Genomic DNA, 14,931 nt, shown 5'->3' with positions numbered 1-14,931 from the left:
TATTGCTTAAATACCAGCATTGACAACGCGCAGTGCCCTAACGCTTAATTCAGCCGCGCTTTTTTGCGTCGGCCTGCAATTTCTTGTTAGGGCTTTTAACCCACATAGATATCTGGTAACCGGAACTCGGGCTACCTTTACTCCATATTATTCTGTGGCGTTCTCTATCACCACCTATGTTTTTATATCCATATTCGTTCCCCCAAGGGTCAACAGGAAGTGCTTCTAGATAGCCTTCGCTCTTGTAATTGAGGAACGGCGCCTTCCCTTGTGGCTTGCGTACTAAAGCTTGCAAACCTTGCTCCGAAGTCGGATAAACCCCGTTATCTAAGTAAAATACTTGCAGCCCCATTTCAATGACCTTTAGATCGATCTTAACTTTTTGATTTCTTGCCTCATCGATGCCAGGCAGTGGATCTACAATTGCGAACAAAGATATAAACCCGATTATCGAAAAAAGCAAAATGAAAGCCTTTCCAGTTAGCTTTAAATATCTCATAGGTAAATTGTAGGCCTAACGCTTACAGCAGCGGGCTAATTTGGAGCAAGGCGGAAAATTGGTCCGCCTGCCTGTACTTGTTAAATATTGCCATCGCCGCTCTCAGTCGCCTTAAAAATATGGTACGCCCAAAATCCACCAACAAAAATACTACTGGCATAAATAGATAAGATTATTAGGTTATACTCTCGCTTTACGTCACCAAAAAAGTACCACCACAAATACCCACCACAAAAAATGCTAGGGCAAATCCAATGTTGGCAACAACTATAGGCAGAGCTACAAAGATACTCTCATCATAAATCTCACCCTTAAACGACATAAAGTTAAGCGCTGCACCCACTGCCATCGCAACTAGCAGACCAGCAAGCCCTATTCGATTTAGAAGGTTAAGTTTCATCTATACCTTACCAACTCCGTAGTATTTAACGCTGTTGGCATGGGCAAGCGGAACGCAGTGTAGCTTGTCCCGCTCGGCCGTTTTTTGGCCGGGCGTAATGGCCAACCTTGTTAAGTGTATTAGTTTGCAACATCGGCAACAATCTGCAGTGAAATAACCAGCATACCCAAGCAGCCAACGACAATGACACCAAAAAATAGATTAAAAATCATATCGCGTTCTGGCACTTTTTTTAGCCCAACTAGAGCCAGCAAAGCTTGCACAATTGACATATTATGACGCTTTACCATGAGTATCAGCAATACAGCTAGCCCACTATAGAACAGCAACGCAGCAGCAATACCATAAGGTGTTTCCCATACAGCATTAACCATTTCTAGAGATTTCGGATTAATATCAAATTCCATAATTTCAGGGACACTTAACGCTTTGCTCACCTGCACATGCTGCGGAGAGCGTTTTTGTGTAACATTGGAGCGCAGCGACAAGCACAAAAACGAGCGTAGCAGTATTTGCCAGCGTGCAGCAACTTGTTATGTTTTAACTCTCAAAACTTATTCCAGTTACTTGGCCATCCGAATCAATCGATACAGACATTAAATAGTCAGTTAGATCCTGATTAAGCTGAATATCAAATAACGAGAACATTTCATCATCTTCAGGGTATAGTCCTATTCGAACTAGTGATAATGCCTTTAAAAAGACTGACTTATCAACGCTTTGAGTACCAAAGAGCTTAACGATTTCTTCCTCACTAAATTCATCTAGATGATGCTGCAAATAGAATCTTGCCGTTTCTGATTCCGAACCAAGGTCCCAATCTTCAGATATTGCAGCCCATGCTTTGTTAGCGAGCTCTGGAACTCTAGAAGTTACAGTCGCTACGCATTCTAGCAGCTCATCATCAACCGATTCAGATTCGAAATTGAGGTCGATCTCTACATCTTTGCCATCGACATTTACGCTACCATCGTAATATTCTTCAATATTTTTTGAATCTATTTTTCCAAAAGGCGGTATATCCAATGATGTCTCCTTAAAACATAACGTAAAACGCATGTGCGCGTTTTTTGCGTCACATGGCGCTTCTTGTTAGAGGTTTTACCGGCGTAAACTCAAAAGGAATGCCACTTAGCTCTTTACTCATTTTTAGAGCAGTCGCTTTATCTCTTGTGAGTAAGTTAGAAAGCTGCATGCTACTTGTAACCAAGTTATCATCGACGTTTAGTATTTCACCCAAGTAGTTCACTTGAGCAGGTTTAACATCAAACTTGAAAGCAATTCCTGTAGCAGATAAACCTTCGTCAAAAACTCCGAATGCACCGCCACCAGCTACAACCACACTGCTTCCTCTTCCTTCTTGGCCAATTAAAAAATACTCACCAATAGGCATCTCAAAGATATGAAGAAAACCGTACTTCCCTTTGCCTAAGTTACCTAGTGGATACTTAGGTGCGCCAGGCTCCGCAGGAAGAAACTTGACTCTTTCTAACTCACCCACAGGATTCTTTTTCATAACGTGATAGCTAACAAACGACAAATTACTAAAAGAGATACCCGAAACCTCATTTCTGCCAGTAGCCACTGCGACAATTCCATAGCCTTCTGGCAAAGACCCATACTTCTGAAGCAAGGGAATACTGCTGGTAGATGCACACCCTGTGATGAATATTAAACAAATAATAATTGCAATCCTGGTCATTACCCTCTCCTCTAACGCTTTGCACAAAGGCGCATGCTTGCTGACCTTTTATCCCGAAGAGAATAAGAAAAAAGTGGTCAGCGAGCATGCGTCCTTTTTGATGCAACTTGTTATGTTTTATTTGTGGGGCAACTGTCATCATCGAACGCGTATTCGTATACCCCGTGCTCTCTTTTTAAAACTACTTTATTTGAATTTACTACAACAAACTCTAACTTAGCACCGTTTAAAGCGTTTAGTAGGCCATTACAATCGCCGATATCTTTTGGCTGTGGAAGAGTCTGCATAGTCGCAAGAGCTTCCATGAAGTTACTATTCTTATTTTCTTTATTCAATCCCATTTTTAATTTTGGCCCTGAAGGTAAATCCGCTTTTTTAATTCTAGTGCCAGTAATAGTAATTTCCTGTGAGCTTTCAGACTCAACGCTAGTACTTTTTTGAGGCGGACTGTTGGTACAGGCGGATAACAAAACTCCAATAATTAGAACATAAATAACTTTCATCGAAACTCCACTTCGAGATAAAACATAACGCCGCCAACACAGGCGGCCGAAACGTAGTGTAGGCCGTCCGCCCGCGTTTTTAGCGGGCATTGTGCTTGGCCTTGTTATACGATTTACTAGCAGACACTTAAGATCACCTGCTCTTGTATACCTTCATGAGTTAATTTGACCTCACTTTTAGTAACTGTTGCTAACCATTTAAGGAAGGCTACTAGTTGGGAATATGCGCTTTCTGTTTGTATATCATGCGGTGAAACATCTAGCTCGATTTCCGTTTCTACGAAGAAATGACAATTTAACTGAATATTATCGGTTACCCAGATATATAAGGTCGTAGGATCAGCTTGTTGCATACTCTTGATTGCATTTAGATCAAAAGGTAATTCCTTTTCGACATCTCCGTGGGAAAATTCAAACTTGTACTTTGATCGCTTCACCTCACCTATAAAATCATTCCAAACAGCCGAATCTATATTTTCTACATAGATGTCTCTCAGAGAGCCATCCGTATCGAATTCATTCTTTATGTCACACCATTGCTTCATATTGGTTTCGTATAACGCTTGGCTTTGGGGCAGCCGAAACGAACGTGTAGGCTGTCCTGGCCGCGTTTTTTGCGGCCGCACAACAGCCACTTGTTATGTGTAATCTCATTCATTGAGTTGCTATCTACCTAAACTATGAAAGCGGCCCAGTAAAAGATAAAAGAGTGCAATAAGCGATAGCCAGATAGCTAAAATTGTTGCCATCGCGACAGGGCTTATTGTTATCGAATAAAACCCACCTTCCACAGAAATGTCACAACCTTCATAAAAAACCGACCAAACACCATCGGAGCTTAAACAAATCGCTTTCTTTATTGTTAAGTGATAATAAGCGATTATTCCTACGCCAAAAATCATCGATATAAATACAGATAATGCCCATCTTTTATTCATTTCGAGACTCTAAATCATGTAAAGCACATAACGTCGCCAACAAGGGCTGCCAATACGTAGCCTCTTTTGTGTTAATTTGGAGCTACAGCGACAACACAAAAGAGCGAAGTGTTGGCTGTCCCGGCCGCGCCTTTCAGTGGCCGCATTGCTTGGCCTTGTTAGGCGCACTACCATACACCTAAATCTAAATCTAAATTCAATAAGTTATGATTAATTTTATTTCGGCTCAATGTGTCACAAAGATTATTGAATGCCACCACTGTTTTTTTCTCGTCGAATTTACAGTATAAATTGTAACGACCAAACTCAAAAATTTCTCGTATTAGCTCGCCAATATTTGACAAATCATCTTCATCAGTTAGGGCCTCGGTAAAAGCCTCCTCCCATAAAGAAAGATTACCAATTGCTAGGTAATAGGGCATTAATTTTAATATTTCGATTTGCAAACAATGATAGGCATCAACGGGATCAGCTTGACCCCCACCAATTGGGCTATTTCTCTTACAATATTTGCTACACCCATAATACCGCCTAACGCCTTGTGCAGGGGAAGCTGCAACGCAGTGTAAGCTGTCCCGGTGCGAAGCACCCTTGCTGCCACAACTTGTTATAAATTATCTTGCCCCCTGATAAATGATACTACTATCTCTAATACCTAAATCTAGGCGCATTGCATTAAGTAGCGCATCCGCTTTTGACCTCATATCGATCCAGCTCGCACTTTGGCCTTCATACATAATCGGTATGAAAAAGTCGATCATGTCGTTGTATTTATCCATCACATCTTGAGTTGAAACAAGGCTTAGATAGCCATAAGCTTTATTTCGAGATAAAGCGAATGCATGCTCCACTTCCGGGCTTATTTTATCCTGCTTTTCTGTACCAACGGCCTCTAGCTCACGGAGAATTTCACTAATTAAATGTACCACATCTTTATAGATCGCAAGCTTATCAAAATGGCGAGTAATCTCTTTTTGCTTAAGTATATCTAGTTCCTTCTTAATACCTTCCAGTACTTCTGAGTGCTTTGCCCTCTCATTCTGCAGCATTCGCTTTGCCCACAAGCTACCAAGCCAACTCGAAAAAGCGGCCAGGAGTATGGCGCTACCCCCTATCGAAGCTATGACAGCTATTGCGATCTTGAAAATTTCATCGATATTCATAACGATTTATAACGCCAAGGTTTGGGGCAGCTGGAGCAACGCGCAAGCTGTCCCAGCCGCGCGCCGTTTGCGCGGCAACAACACCGCCTTGTTAAATGTTTTTTTCCGTAAGTGTTAATACGCGCCTACCATTGATGCTTTTTAGCACCACGCTAGCCCCACAAGGCTGGTGAATAATATAGGTTTCCCTAGCCCGTTTATCCTGCGATTCTAGCGCCGGCTCAGTTATTAGCTGGTTGCCTGACACAGACCAAGTAAGCTCACTATCTAGTGTTACATGCCCTGGCTTAAAATAGGTCTCAATAAGACCCGCACCATTTTGGTTAAAAGTGATTGATGTGGGCTCACCTTCCAGATGCCACTGACCAATTAATAATTCCCTTGCCGATTCCTCGGTACCGCTGAAAGGTTGGTTATGAACACAACCAATCAAAAAGGTTATTAAAAATACTAGGCCAATTACTCTCATAGACATTTAACGCTTGCAGCATGTGCGCGGTGCTTTTCCGCGTCGCATGCCTGCACTTGTTAAATGTTGTGACTTAATATTAAACACCGAATTTGGCCTCTGCTGCCTCTTTACTAATGTTGACTACAACTGGCTTGCCGCCACCGTGCTGCTCAGAATTGGGGTAGGTTTTTACCCAATACTCTTGCGTACTCTTAGCTCTATATAGTATTTCCCAGCCTGACTCGTCGGTTGCGACTTTGTCACAGTATTTATTTAGGAATTTGTCTATTTCCTTTCCTTGCATTGATCTTTCAGCCTGTAGACATTTAACGCCCGCAACACGGGACAACTTGTAGTGACGAAGGAACGGAAAGTTGTTCCGTGTGCTTGCGCTTGTTAAACATTGTATATCACCAACACGACCAAGATCAGGATCAGCAGTACGTAGAGCGGCTTAACCTCAAATGAGCCTGCACGCTCTGCCTCACCTTGCAGTACAATTAGCTTGTTCCAATCGCCAATATTTTTTTCAATCATATCGCCAGAGAAAAGCTCTAGTTTATAGCCCCACTCTTTTAGCCCTAACTCGTCAAGTGAATCCCGAAGCTCTAGTAATTGCTTTTTCTCTTCCTCGGGCAAACTTTCTGCTACTTCGGAGATGTAATTGTGGAGCTCAACAATACCCATAAGGTGTTTAACGCCGTTATAACCGGCGCAGCTTTGCTGCGTCCGGCGCCGTAGGCGCGTAGTTGATAACTTTGTTATACCTTTTACCAGATATCATGGTATACCCACACACCTTTATAAACCTGCTTATACATACCTTCAGGTATGTGCTCGATAGGAAAACTATCTGACTCCGTGAACAAATAGCCCCAGTGCTTTACCAATGCACTGCCATAAAATACTGAGACATGATTATCTGACACTCCGATTCTAGGGGGTGTGTGGGAAAGGTTTAAGGCATTGGGATATTTGGTGCGTAGCTTCTCTATAAGTTTGTCGTGTTCCTCATAATTAGTCCACTTGGGGTTAATCTCCCTGGCCTCGATAGAAAGCTTTACTATTTCATCTAGTGGCAGGGCATCTTGTACTGTTTTGTGCATTCCATCTATGTAGCTTGGGAATGGAAATTTATAAATCGCCACCACTAGAATAGGCAGCAATCCCATCACTATAAGATGATTTAGACTTTTCTGTTTTTTTACGACTGCGATAAGGCACGAGATAGCGCTCACAATGAATGTAAAGAACGCAATCAATCCTACAGGCAGAACTCCCATTGGAATTGACCAGAACTTATCGAATGCAAGCCCTTCATAATACGGAACAACCCGCATAACCAGCAGGCAAACAATAGTGATTGTTGCAGATATGTGTAATGTTTTGCTCATATTCGATAGATATAACGCTTCAATTTGCGGCGAACGCTAGTGAGTCCGAGCGCGATAGCGCTGAACAACATTGACTTGTTAGAAGCCATACCTGCGACACTCCCTCTTAGGGTTGTGAACCCAGACATTACAACCCGTCTCATATGCATATTCTTTATTCAAATCACTCTCGATTGACACCCTACACTTGAAAGGCTTGCCTAAAGCAGAGCCCCAATAGTGCCATTTATGTACATACTCAACTTCAAACTCAAAACTAATGACAACACTTTTAATCCAACTTTCAGAAATTCTAGAAGAATTAACTGAACACTCAAGCACCTTTGATAATAAGCCCAAGCTGACCGCGTACTCTTTAGCCTGCAATTTCGGAGTAAACTCTTTCTCTATCAGGTTTAGTGTAATAGCACTAATCCCTTTATGCTGGGCTTCAGCATACAACTTCCCGACAGCCCAATAACCTTCAGAGTCAAAGTTCCTACTTAGGCACCATTGCGCAAGATTCCCGGCGATACCTCTTAGTTGTTTTCTACGTGCCATACTTCGAGCTTCTAACGCCCAGCACAACCGCTGGCAAAGCTGGCACGTAATTGCGCGGCAATTTGAGTGACAGGTTTGACAGTCCGTTGCTGATGCTTGTTAAGGGATTTTTGGACTGGATGCATAGCTGTTGACCGCTTGTTTGCTTGTTAATGAGATATTTAATATGCATTTACCTTCACCTTCCCAGGCTGTAACTTGGTAATTACCTGGAGGATAATCAAGAAAAATCCCATCATCCTCATCTGGTTCCAGATCTTCACCTGAAACACATTCTCCACCACCTAAGAAGAACTTACCCGACTTATTTTTGATGGTGAATGAAATCGCTTTTTCTGGAGGTGTGTCCTCGGTGATTTCTATTTCAAATACACCATCACACCCAGTGCCAATAAATATGACATTACCAGAGTTAATCTCTTCGATTTCTTTTCTGGGAATAGACCACCAGTCACATGCATCAGATAATCGATGCTTTAAACAAGCTAAATCATAGAGCAAAATCGTTGCTGTATCTGTCTGTACTCGCATACTTCCCTTTCGCTTAACGCTTTGCCAATGGGCGGCCGGAACGCAGTGTAGGCTGTCCCGCGCAGGCCGCGCTTTTTGCGGCCGGAGCACAATTGGGCAACTTGTTAGGCATTTTGTGCCACCATTTGCCAAAAAGACTCAAATTCTTCATAGCTAGACGGCTCCAATTCATCAACCTTAAACCTCTTATCACTGTCCATCCAGAATCCAAAATTCCGATCATTTGGAGCAGTAAATACCGGGGCATTGTCTTGATCTATTCCTATTTCTCGTATTGGAATCCCGCGCTCATCTATTTCGATGAGCCACTTGGCAACAGATGGATATAGCTTTTCCTGATCGGGATTAGCTCGCGGAATAAAAAACAGCGCAGTCTTGATTAAACGAACTCCAATACTGTTCATTTCCGTCTCATTCCATTTGGTTGCCAGTTTAGTATATCCGTAGTTCATTTTGATGCTTAACGCCTAGCCCACAGGAAGAATACAAGCTTGCGAGTAATTTTTCCTGTGCGGCTACTTGTTATGTTTCTCTGCAACTTCATCTAAGCATTTCATTGGATCATTTACAAATTTTGCCGCATTAGATTGGCGAGCATATTGGATAAATGAAATAAAGTCAGGTTTAAATATAATCTTTTGACCAGGCACGAAGAAGTAACAATCTAGTTTTTCTGCCGCAGAAATTATTTTATTAACTAACTCTCTAATTTGTTCTCTTAAGTCTAACCTAAACCCAATGCTAAAGATTTTACCCTCATCGAACCAAACACTAATATCATGAACTTTTGTATCGCCCCATAATTCTAATTCTTTATCCCACGAATCAGTAACAGGCAAAATATCTGTAAATATCTGCTTATAATTATTGTTTGGCTGATAATTTTCCCAAGCCAGTGTCGTATCATACCCTTCTTCGCCATAGAGCAGTTCAATATTAAAGTCGTTCGTTTCAACCCATTGTGAAGGTACTAATTCAATTGGGAATTGCCAGATTGCCATTCATTGCCCCTCAGAAACATAACAGCTAAATAAACAGACAGGCAGAATTACAACCAAAAAGCGGACGCGTCTTATTAATTTGGGGATTTCAGAAATAATAGGATGGTGTCCGTTTTAATCGCTAGCTGCATTCCTTTGTCTAAAGCTCTAATTTATTGTTTTATTTGCACTTTTACAAGTAGCAGGAAATTCATACCGAATTAAACAGACCTGGCGCCTATATCATCATTTTTAGGCCAGTGTTTTGCTTTTTCTCTTGTGTAGCAGATCTTAAGCAACCCTATATTTTATGTAAATGATTGATTACTGGGTAGGTTTTAGAGTGTTAATAGTTAATTCCCGAATTAAGCGGAAGACTCAGGATTAAGCGATTTACGATTAATACTGTATAAGGCTGAAGTGCCGGCCCTTTTAAGAGGCCATGGCATTTGGTTAATGTGCTTTAGGGCTGCAACTATTAGTTAGTTATGATGCAAGCCCATTACCAAGCAAATATCACTCAAACTGGCCCTAGCTACTTTGCCAGCAGATCGTAGCCCGTAGGCAAGCCCGGGGTGATTGTGTATTCCTGTTTTTCAATTTTGGCAGGAATCTTTTTACAGGCCTTTTCTTGTTGATCGCACTCATCTACGTAAAAGGTAACGCCCGCTTTCTCGTCCCACTGGTAGTTAAGTTGATAAACCTTGTTGGCTTTTGTGTTTACTTCTATATCGGCAAATTGTCGGTAATTTACGATTTTCGATGATCCGATTGCGACGCCGCTTGCTAGGGCTGAGCTTGTCATCTGGCTTACTGTGGCAAATTTGTTAGCCACATCGGTATAGGTGAAACCAACATTAAATCGATGCGGGCCTGGCTCTACCTGAAAAACCAGTGGCTTTAGCATATTGGCTTCTTGAACCGTCGCCGGATAACCAGCCATAGACTCATACTCGGATATGTATTTTCCGTCTACATATCGTACATAAATGCCGGGGGCGGCAAATGGTCGTTTGGGCTTGATTGTGGAAAGCTCTGTTGGCAGCTTTTGGGGGCCTTGGTAGAACTTATAAGTTTGTTGTGAGGCGCAAGATGCGGTTAACAGTGCAATACAGGCTACTGGTATAAATTTCATACAGTCTCATTATTTGGGTTACAGCAGACAAAGCAATGACCAGTATTGGCATTGCTCTACTTGATCAAAGCAAATTTTAATGGATTGCTTACAAGCGAGTCGTTGAAATGGGGTAAAGCGCATTAGCCTTGCGGCTAATGCCTTATTGGGTTTTAGATGCCTTAGGTTTAGAATTGCCTTAGGTTTAAAGTTGCTGGCCTTACTACAGCTTATAAACCTTACCGGCTTTCATCACAAAATCGACATCCAATAGCTCTTTAATATCTGCTAGTGGGCTGCCGTTGGTGGCGATGATATCGGCGTATTTACCTGGCTCTAGTGTGCCTAGGGTTTTGCTTTGGCCGATTAGCTTTGCGGCATTTACGGTGGCCGATTGCAGCACATCCATTTCGCTCATGCCGGCTTTGGTCATTAGTACGGCTTCTTCGGCATTGATGCCGTGACGAGATACACCGGAATCAGTACCGAAGGCGATGTTAACGCCAGCGCGGTAAGCTTTGCTGAAGTTATCCATCATATCGCCGCCAACGCGTATCGCCTTTTCTTTAATGGCGGGCGACATAAAGTTCGACTTCTCGGCCATTTGTTTTACGGTATCGCCTGCCAATAGTGTGGGCACTAGATAGGCGCCGTTTTTCTTAAACAGCTTGATGCTTTCTTTATCGGCGTAGCTGCCGTGTTCGATGCTATCTACGCCGGCGCGCAGTGCAGCATTAATGCCTTCAGCCGCGTGGGCATGGCTGGCAACTTTGCGACCTAAAGCATGGGCGGCATCGACAACTTCGCGTAGCTCATCATCGGCCATTTGTTGGCCGGTGCCGGTATCGGTATCGGATAGCACGCCACCGGTGGAGGTAATTTTAATAACATCGGCATTAAACTTAATGGCACGACGGGTAGCACGGCGGCAATCGTATGGGCCATCACAGATGGTTTTAGAAGTGTACTTTTCCAATAGATCGTGACGCATACCATCAACATCACCATGGCCACCGGTTACTGCAACGCCACCCGATGCCACAATGCGCGGGCCATCTAACCAGCCCTTGGCAATGGCATCACGTAGTGCATAAATATGCTGCGGGCTTTGGGCACCTAGATCGCGCACCGTGGTAAAACCTGCCATCAAGGTTTTTTTAGCAAAATGAGCGCTTTGCATAGCCACATCAGCATCAGACATACGCAAACGTTCGCTGTCATTATTGGGGCCTAGCTCGCCTTGCAGGTGTACATGCATATCCATTAGGCCTGGCATTACGAAACTATCTTTTAGATCGATAACTTTTGCATCATCGCCAACATCCGCTGCATTGATATAGCCTGCTTTTACTTCTTGTACGTGGCCATCTTTAATAATTAGGCTTTGTTGGCTTAGTGGCTTTTCGCCAGGCACGGCCAATAATGTGCCGGCGTGAATAATTTGGGTATCTGCTAAGCTTGGCATGCTAATGCTGGCGGCTAGCAGTGCCAGTAGTTTTGTTTTTTTCATCATCGCTTCTCTTTTTCTATTTTCTTTACGCTTTCTGCTTTCTTTCTAATTTCTCTACTCAATAGACACCCGATGTTCGTTTACATTGTGTGCACTGGCCGATTAATGCGGCAGGTATTTTCGGGTAAAGTTTTCGTTGCCTGCCTTTTTAATGGCTACATTATCTTCTATGCGTATGCCACCAAATGGGCGCATGGCATCAACTAATTGCCAGTTAACACAAACACTTTGACTGCTGGCTTGTAGCTCGGCTAATAATGGCTCGATAAAATAAATGCCGGGCTCTACGGTAATGACCATATCGGATTGTAGCTTACGGTTTAAGCGCAAATAAGGGTGGCTCGCTGGTGGCTCTTGGTTAGTGCCTGCCTCATCTTGCTGCCAGCCACCTAAGTCATGCACTTGCACACCTAAAAGGTGCCCCAGGCCATGGGGTAAAAATTTGCTGGTAATACCTTCGGCCAATGCAGCTTCGCCATCGATATTAATAATGCCAGCGCTTTGTAAAATATCGCCCACTCGGCGGTGCATATCTTTATGGGCATCTAGGTAGTGCATACCAGGTTTTAGCTCATCAATTAGCGCTAGCTGGGCTTTATCTAGCTCGCTGATTAAGCGCATAAACTGCACGCCAATTTCGCTTTCTTCACGACAATAGGTACGACTGATATCGGCCGCGTACCCATTAACGCTAAAACCGGCATCGATCAAAAAAGAGCGGCTGTGGTTTAAGCGCTGCTTTTGCAGATGGGTGTAATGTAAAATAGCGGCGTTTTCATTCAGTGCGATAATATTGCCATAGGGCATATCTTGTTCGCGCAAATCTAGGGCGCCGAGATAAGCCTGATTAATTTCAAACTCGCTGGCGCCGGCCATAAAAGCTTCTTTGGCGGCAGTGTGACATTTAGCCGCCTGCTGATTGGCCAGCTCGATACACTGCTGCTCATATTCGCTTTTGCAGGCACGGTAAAACTTAAAGTGATTCAGTAAAGCTGGCTCGTTTAGCTGCCACTCAATACCACTGATTTGCGGCATAGCCTCTGGCAAACCAATAAAGGCCGCCGCGCCTTTAATTGGGCTAAATAGCTTATTCAGCTGATCGGCATCGGCGTATTCCACAATATCAAAATGCGCTGTCCAGAAATCATCTGGCATGGCTAATACCTTATGCCAGATATCAAGCGGCTTATGGAAGAACAAGCTAGGGCGGCCGCTTTGGCGAATCAGCAGGTAGCAGTTGGGCACCTGTAAGAGTGGCAGCCACTCTTTAAAAAACGGGTTCACCACATAGGGGTGGTAATAATCATCTTGGAAGATAGGCTCTTGCACGCCCGAGCCAATCATCACGGCCTCAAGACCGGCGTTTTGCATATAGGCTTGGCTGCGTTCTAATTTGGTGGCCAGGTGGCTACCGTAGCTAAGTTCAAAGTTCACTCTATCCTCACAATTCACTCTGCCTAGTGGGCTAACAGGCATAAGATGGGGGCTTTAATATAGCAGCGGCCCAAAGCTTGTCGTTTATTTTTTATTCACTTCATCATAGACTAGAAGGGGCTATCAACACTACTATTAACAGCTGTGCCTTGGCCTACCTCCATAACCATAAATAGGACGTAGCCGCCCTACTAGGCCTCAAGCCTAGATCGCTGATGGTGAGCTAATCGCCGATGATCAGGCTATTAGGATGCCACATTACGGCACACAGCAAATTAAGCAATAGATGGGGCTCAATATGGGGCTTTCTCAACGACAATGGCAAGATACCGTAACGCTGATCGAGCACTTCAGCGCCGCTGAAGATGCCTATAAGCTACGCATGGATTGCGGCCATGCACTATTGCGCCTGCTTAATGCCGATCACTTTGCCTCCTATATCTGGCAAAACGATAAGCAACAATTCGCCGAGCCCTGCCAACTCAATCTAGATGACAGCAACCTTGGCCGCTACAAGGATTACTTTCAGTTTCACGACCCCATTACCCACAAGATGCGCCAGTGCAGCAAAGCGGTATCGGTCAATCAGATTATGCAGCAGCAAGATCTTGAAAAGACCGAATTTTACCAAGACTTCTTAGCACGCGACGGCATGCACTATGGGGTAAACCTGTATGTATTTGATGAAAGCGGTGAGAACCTAGCGGACTTTCGCATATGGCGCAGCAAAGCACGCAGTAACTTTGAAGCCACAGATTTGAATATGCTGGATATTATCGCGCCGCATTTTCGCAATAGCATGCGCAGGCTAAGCAAGAAGAGCGGGCAGCTGTTGATTAAACAGTTTGGACTTACCCAACGTGAATATGAAGTTTTAAAATTACTAAATGGTGCGCTATCTGATCAGGCTATCGCCGAGCAATTACACATCAGCTTAAGCACCTGCCGCACACATATTCGCCGCATTTACCAAAAGCTAGATATTCATCAACGTGCGCAACTAATCAGTTTGTTAACGCCTTATCAGTTGTAAGGCTCTGCTGTACGCTTAAAGCTCTTCTTCGTAGACAACTAGCGACCCACGACTATCGCCTAGAGTCACTTTAGTACCTGGAAATAGCCTAATTGGACCATTTGAATTAGAACTAAACGAAAAATTGAACTCCCCGCTAAATATAACACCAGCTGCTTCAATATTATTTAGCTCACCTTTAACGTATACGTCGGCTGTACAAACTCGACAAGTTGAAACCGGAGTATTCTCTATAATCCACACCTTACCATCAGGTACAGTATAAGCTTGGCCTTTAAGTAAAGTTATCTCTCCAGCCGAAACTACTCCGGAAAAAAGTATAAGCAGTGCAAGTATTCTCATAGTTCTATTACTTTTAATGCCGTTAGCGGAGCTTACAAAATGAAACAAAGTGTAGCTCTGGAGATTGATTGGCCTTGCTATCTATCGACACTAAAAGACTCCACTCTATTTGCTTGAAAATGTATTTCGCGCTGGTCCGTATGGAGACAGTAACCTCCAATAACTGAGTCTAAACCAATCGCTAGCTCAATACAGTTATCCTCAGGCCTTTCGAACTCGGCCTCACGCAACTCCTTGACACCATAAAATACGAGTTTTAAAACAATATTGAATTCTTCAGGCCGATCAAAAAACACTATTTCAAGTGTTTCTTTCTCAACGCTATACTTTAACTTTGCAATATGCCCAGAGTAATCAGGAATATATTCCTCAAGTAAATTCATAGATCACATAACGA

Annotated in this window: 23 protein-coding genes; 1 reads left to right on the top strand and 22 read right to left on the bottom strand. The window is 43.3% G+C overall.

Annotated elements, in window-relative coordinates; genetic code table 11:
* Nucleotides 1-49 precede the first annotated feature (49 nt).
* From Q1A08_RS19185 to pepQ, 20 genes are all read right to left on the bottom strand, one after another.
* Nucleotides 50-499 carry a type II secretion system protein GspG gene (locus Q1A08_RS19185; protein WP_299775922.1) on the bottom strand — a complete coding sequence of 150 codons (450 nt, stop codon included), beginning with the start codon at nt 497-499 and terminating at the stop codon, nt 50-52.
* 193 nt (nt 500-692) lie between these two features.
* Nucleotides 693-899 carry a hypothetical protein gene (locus Q1A08_RS19180; RefSeq protein ID WP_299775920.1) on the bottom strand — a complete coding sequence of 69 codons (207 nt, stop codon included), beginning with the start codon at nt 897-899 and terminating at the stop codon, nt 693-695.
* A 119-nt stretch (nt 900-1,018) separates the two neighbouring features.
* Entirely contained in the window at nt 1,019-1,306 is a 288-nt protein-coding gene (locus Q1A08_RS19175; protein ID WP_299775918.1) for a hypothetical protein, read from the bottom strand.
* Between the two features lie 133 nt (nt 1,307-1,439).
* The gene (locus Q1A08_RS19170) at nt 1,440-1,925 is read right to left on the bottom strand and encodes a DUF2004 domain-containing protein (protein ID WP_299775917.1); all 486 of its coding nucleotides are present in this window, start codon (nt 1,923-1,925) and stop codon (nt 1,440-1,442) included.
* A gap of 49 nt (nt 1,926-1,974) precedes the next feature.
* Nucleotides 1,975-2,601: a hypothetical protein gene (locus tag Q1A08_RS19165; RefSeq protein ID WP_299775915.1), complete on the bottom strand. Its 627-nt coding sequence runs from the start codon at nt 2,599-2,601 to the stop codon at nt 1,975-1,977.
* 110 nt (nt 2,602-2,711) lie between these two features.
* The gene (locus tag Q1A08_RS19160; protein ID WP_299775913.1) at nt 2,712-3,104 is read right to left on the bottom strand and encodes a hypothetical protein; all 393 of its coding nucleotides are present in this window, start codon (nt 3,102-3,104) and stop codon (nt 2,712-2,714) included.
* 116 nt (nt 3,105-3,220) lie between these two features.
* Nucleotides 3,221-3,649: a protein export chaperone SecB gene (locus Q1A08_RS19155; RefSeq protein WP_299775911.1), complete on the bottom strand. Its 429-nt coding sequence runs from the start codon at nt 3,647-3,649 to the stop codon at nt 3,221-3,223.
* Between the two features lie 120 nt (nt 3,650-3,769).
* Nucleotides 3,770-4,042, bottom strand: coding sequence for a hypothetical protein (locus tag Q1A08_RS19150; RefSeq protein ID WP_299775909.1), 273 nt, complete (start codon nt 4,040-4,042; stop codon nt 3,770-3,772).
* 614 nt (nt 4,043-4,656) lie between these two features.
* Nucleotides 4,657-5,205, bottom strand: coding sequence for a hypothetical protein (locus tag Q1A08_RS19145; protein ID WP_299775907.1), 549 nt, complete (start codon nt 5,203-5,205; stop codon nt 4,657-4,659).
* Nucleotides 5,206-5,296: 91 nt separating this feature from the next.
* Nucleotides 5,297-5,680, bottom strand: a complete 384-nt coding sequence (locus tag Q1A08_RS19140) for a hypothetical protein (RefSeq protein ID WP_299775905.1) — start codon at nt 5,678-5,680, stop codon at nt 5,297-5,299.
* 73 nt (nt 5,681-5,753) lie between these two features.
* A complete protein-coding gene (locus Q1A08_RS19135; protein WP_299775903.1) occupies nt 5,754-5,960 on the bottom strand; it encodes an Imm27 family immunity protein in 207 nt (68 codons plus the stop codon).
* 92 nt (nt 5,961-6,052) lie between these two features.
* Nucleotides 6,053-6,343, bottom strand: a complete 291-nt coding sequence (locus tag Q1A08_RS19130; RefSeq protein WP_299775901.1) for a hypothetical protein — start codon at nt 6,341-6,343, stop codon at nt 6,053-6,055.
* Between the two features lie 83 nt (nt 6,344-6,426).
* Nucleotides 6,427-7,050 carry a hypothetical protein gene (locus Q1A08_RS19125; protein ID WP_299775899.1) on the bottom strand — a complete coding sequence of 208 codons (624 nt, stop codon included), beginning with the start codon at nt 7,048-7,050 and terminating at the stop codon, nt 6,427-6,429.
* Between the two features lie 78 nt (nt 7,051-7,128).
* Nucleotides 7,129-7,590 (bottom strand): hypothetical protein, encoded by a 462-nt coding sequence (locus Q1A08_RS19120; protein ID WP_299775897.1) that lies wholly within the window; start codon nt 7,588-7,590, stop codon nt 7,129-7,131.
* A gap of 99 nt (nt 7,591-7,689) precedes the next feature.
* The gene (locus Q1A08_RS19115) at nt 7,690-8,121 is read right to left on the bottom strand and encodes a DUF6386 family protein (protein WP_299775895.1); all 432 of its coding nucleotides are present in this window, start codon (nt 8,119-8,121) and stop codon (nt 7,690-7,692) included.
* Nucleotides 8,122-8,225: 104 nt separating this feature from the next.
* The gene (locus Q1A08_RS19110) at nt 8,226-8,525 is read right to left on the bottom strand and encodes a hypothetical protein (RefSeq protein WP_299775893.1); all 300 of its coding nucleotides are present in this window, start codon (nt 8,523-8,525) and stop codon (nt 8,226-8,228) included.
* 111 nt (nt 8,526-8,636) lie between these two features.
* Nucleotides 8,637-9,122: a hypothetical protein gene (locus tag Q1A08_RS19105; protein ID WP_299775891.1), complete on the bottom strand. Its 486-nt coding sequence runs from the start codon at nt 9,120-9,122 to the stop codon at nt 8,637-8,639.
* 514 nt (nt 9,123-9,636) lie between these two features.
* Nucleotides 9,637-10,236: a hypothetical protein gene (locus tag Q1A08_RS19100; RefSeq protein ID WP_299775889.1), complete on the bottom strand. Its 600-nt coding sequence runs from the start codon at nt 10,234-10,236 to the stop codon at nt 9,637-9,639.
* Nucleotides 10,237-10,438: 202 nt separating this feature from the next.
* Nucleotides 10,439-11,728, bottom strand: coding sequence for an amidohydrolase family protein (locus Q1A08_RS19095; protein WP_299775887.1), 1,290 nt, complete (start codon nt 11,726-11,728; stop codon nt 10,439-10,441).
* Nucleotides 11,729-11,827: 99 nt separating this feature from the next.
* On the bottom strand, nt 11,828-13,159 hold the full coding sequence (gene pepQ / locus Q1A08_RS19090; RefSeq protein ID WP_299775885.1) for a Xaa-Pro dipeptidase: 1,332 nt from the start codon (nt 13,157-13,159) through the stop codon (nt 11,828-11,830).
* Between the two features lie 298 nt (nt 13,160-13,457).
* Here pepQ and Q1A08_RS19085 point away from each other — a divergent pair, with 298 nt between their 5' ends.
* Complete coding sequence (locus Q1A08_RS19085) at nt 13,458-14,192, top strand: LuxR C-terminal-related transcriptional regulator (RefSeq protein ID WP_299775883.1); 735 nt, start codon at nt 13,458-13,460, stop codon at nt 14,190-14,192.
* A gap of 15 nt (nt 14,193-14,207) precedes the next feature.
* On the opposite strand, the gene Q1A08_RS19080 is transcribed toward Q1A08_RS19085, so the two are convergent.
* Entirely contained in the window at nt 14,208-14,534 is a 327-nt protein-coding gene (locus Q1A08_RS19080; protein ID WP_299775881.1) for a hypothetical protein, read from the bottom strand.
* A 77-nt stretch (nt 14,535-14,611) separates the two neighbouring features.
* A complete protein-coding gene (locus Q1A08_RS19075) occupies nt 14,612-14,917 on the bottom strand; it encodes a hypothetical protein (RefSeq protein WP_299775879.1) in 306 nt (101 codons plus the stop codon).
* Nucleotides 14,918-14,931 lie beyond the last annotated feature (14 nt).

Origin of the sequence: uncultured Pseudoteredinibacter sp., from assembly GCF_947500695.1 — a bacterium.
In the GTDB taxonomy this organism is placed as follows: Bacteria; Pseudomonadota; Gammaproteobacteria; order Pseudomonadales; family Cellvibrionaceae; genus Pseudoteredinibacter.
The sequence above is the reverse complement of the archived record's forward strand: the minus strand, read 5'-3'. Positions and strand labels throughout refer to the sequence as shown.

Coding starts and splice junctions, on each gene's coding strand:
- Q1A08_RS19160 (WP_299775913.1), bottom strand. CDS start 3,104: ATGAAAGTTATTTATGTTCTAATTATTGGAGTTTTGTTATCCGCCTGT.
- Q1A08_RS19145 (WP_299775907.1), bottom strand. CDS start 5,205: ATGAATATCGATGAAATTTTCAAGATCGCAATAGCTGTCATAGCTTCG.
- Q1A08_RS19105 (WP_299775891.1), bottom strand. CDS start 9,122: ATGGCAATCTGGCAATTCCCAATTGAATTAGTACCTTCACAATGGGTT.
- Q1A08_RS19100 (WP_299775889.1), bottom strand. CDS start 10,236: ATGAAATTTATACCAGTAGCCTGTATTGCACTGTTAACCGCATCTTGC.
- Q1A08_RS19150 (WP_299775909.1), bottom strand. CDS start 4,042: ATGAATAAAAGATGGGCATTATCTGTATTTATATCGATGATTTTTGGC.
- Q1A08_RS19125 (WP_299775899.1), bottom strand. CDS start 7,050: ATGAGCAAAACATTACACATATCTGCAACAATCACTATTGTTTGCCTG.
- Q1A08_RS19080 (WP_299775881.1), bottom strand. CDS start 14,534: ATGAGAATACTTGCACTGCTTATACTTTTTTCCGGAGTAGTTTCGGCT.
- Q1A08_RS19075 (WP_299775879.1), bottom strand. CDS start 14,917: ATGAATTTACTTGAGGAATATATTCCTGATTACTCTGGGCATATTGCA.
- Q1A08_RS19095 (WP_299775887.1), bottom strand. CDS start 11,728: ATGATGAAAAAAACAAAACTACTGGCACTGCTAGCCGCCAGCATTAGC.
- Q1A08_RS19140 (WP_299775905.1), bottom strand. CDS start 5,680: ATGTCTATGAGAGTAATTGGCCTAGTATTTTTAATAACCTTTTTGATT.
- Q1A08_RS19115 (WP_299775895.1), bottom strand. CDS start 8,121: ATGCGAGTACAGACAGATACAGCAACGATTTTGCTCTATGATTTAGCT.
- Q1A08_RS19135 (WP_299775903.1), bottom strand. CDS start 5,960: ATGCAAGGAAAGGAAATAGACAAATTCCTAAATAAATACTGTGACAAA.
- Q1A08_RS19130 (WP_299775901.1), bottom strand. CDS start 6,343: ATGGGTATTGTTGAGCTCCACAATTACATCTCCGAAGTAGCAGAAAGT.
- Q1A08_RS19120 (WP_299775897.1), bottom strand. CDS start 7,590: ATGGCACGTAGAAAACAACTAAGAGGTATCGCCGGGAATCTTGCGCAA.
- Q1A08_RS19110 (WP_299775893.1), bottom strand. CDS start 8,525: ATGAACAGTATTGGAGTTCGTTTAATCAAGACTGCGCTGTTTTTTATT.
- Q1A08_RS19085 (WP_299775883.1), top strand. CDS start 13,458: ATGGGGCTTTCTCAACGACAATGGCAAGATACCGTAACGCTGATCGAG.
- Q1A08_RS19180 (WP_299775920.1), bottom strand. CDS start 899: ATGAAACTTAACCTTCTAAATCGAATAGGGCTTGCTGGTCTGCTAGTT.
- Q1A08_RS19155 (WP_299775911.1), bottom strand. CDS start 3,649: ATGAAGCAATGGTGTGACATAAAGAATGAATTCGATACGGATGGCTCT.
- Q1A08_RS19165 (WP_299775915.1), bottom strand. CDS start 2,601: ATGACCAGGATTGCAATTATTATTTGTTTAATATTCATCACAGGGTGT.
- Q1A08_RS19175 (WP_299775918.1), bottom strand. CDS start 1,306: ATGGAATTTGATATTAATCCGAAATCTCTAGAAATGGTTAATGCTGTA.
- Q1A08_RS19185 (WP_299775922.1), bottom strand. CDS start 499: ATGAGATATTTAAAGCTAACTGGAAAGGCTTTCATTTTGCTTTTTTCG.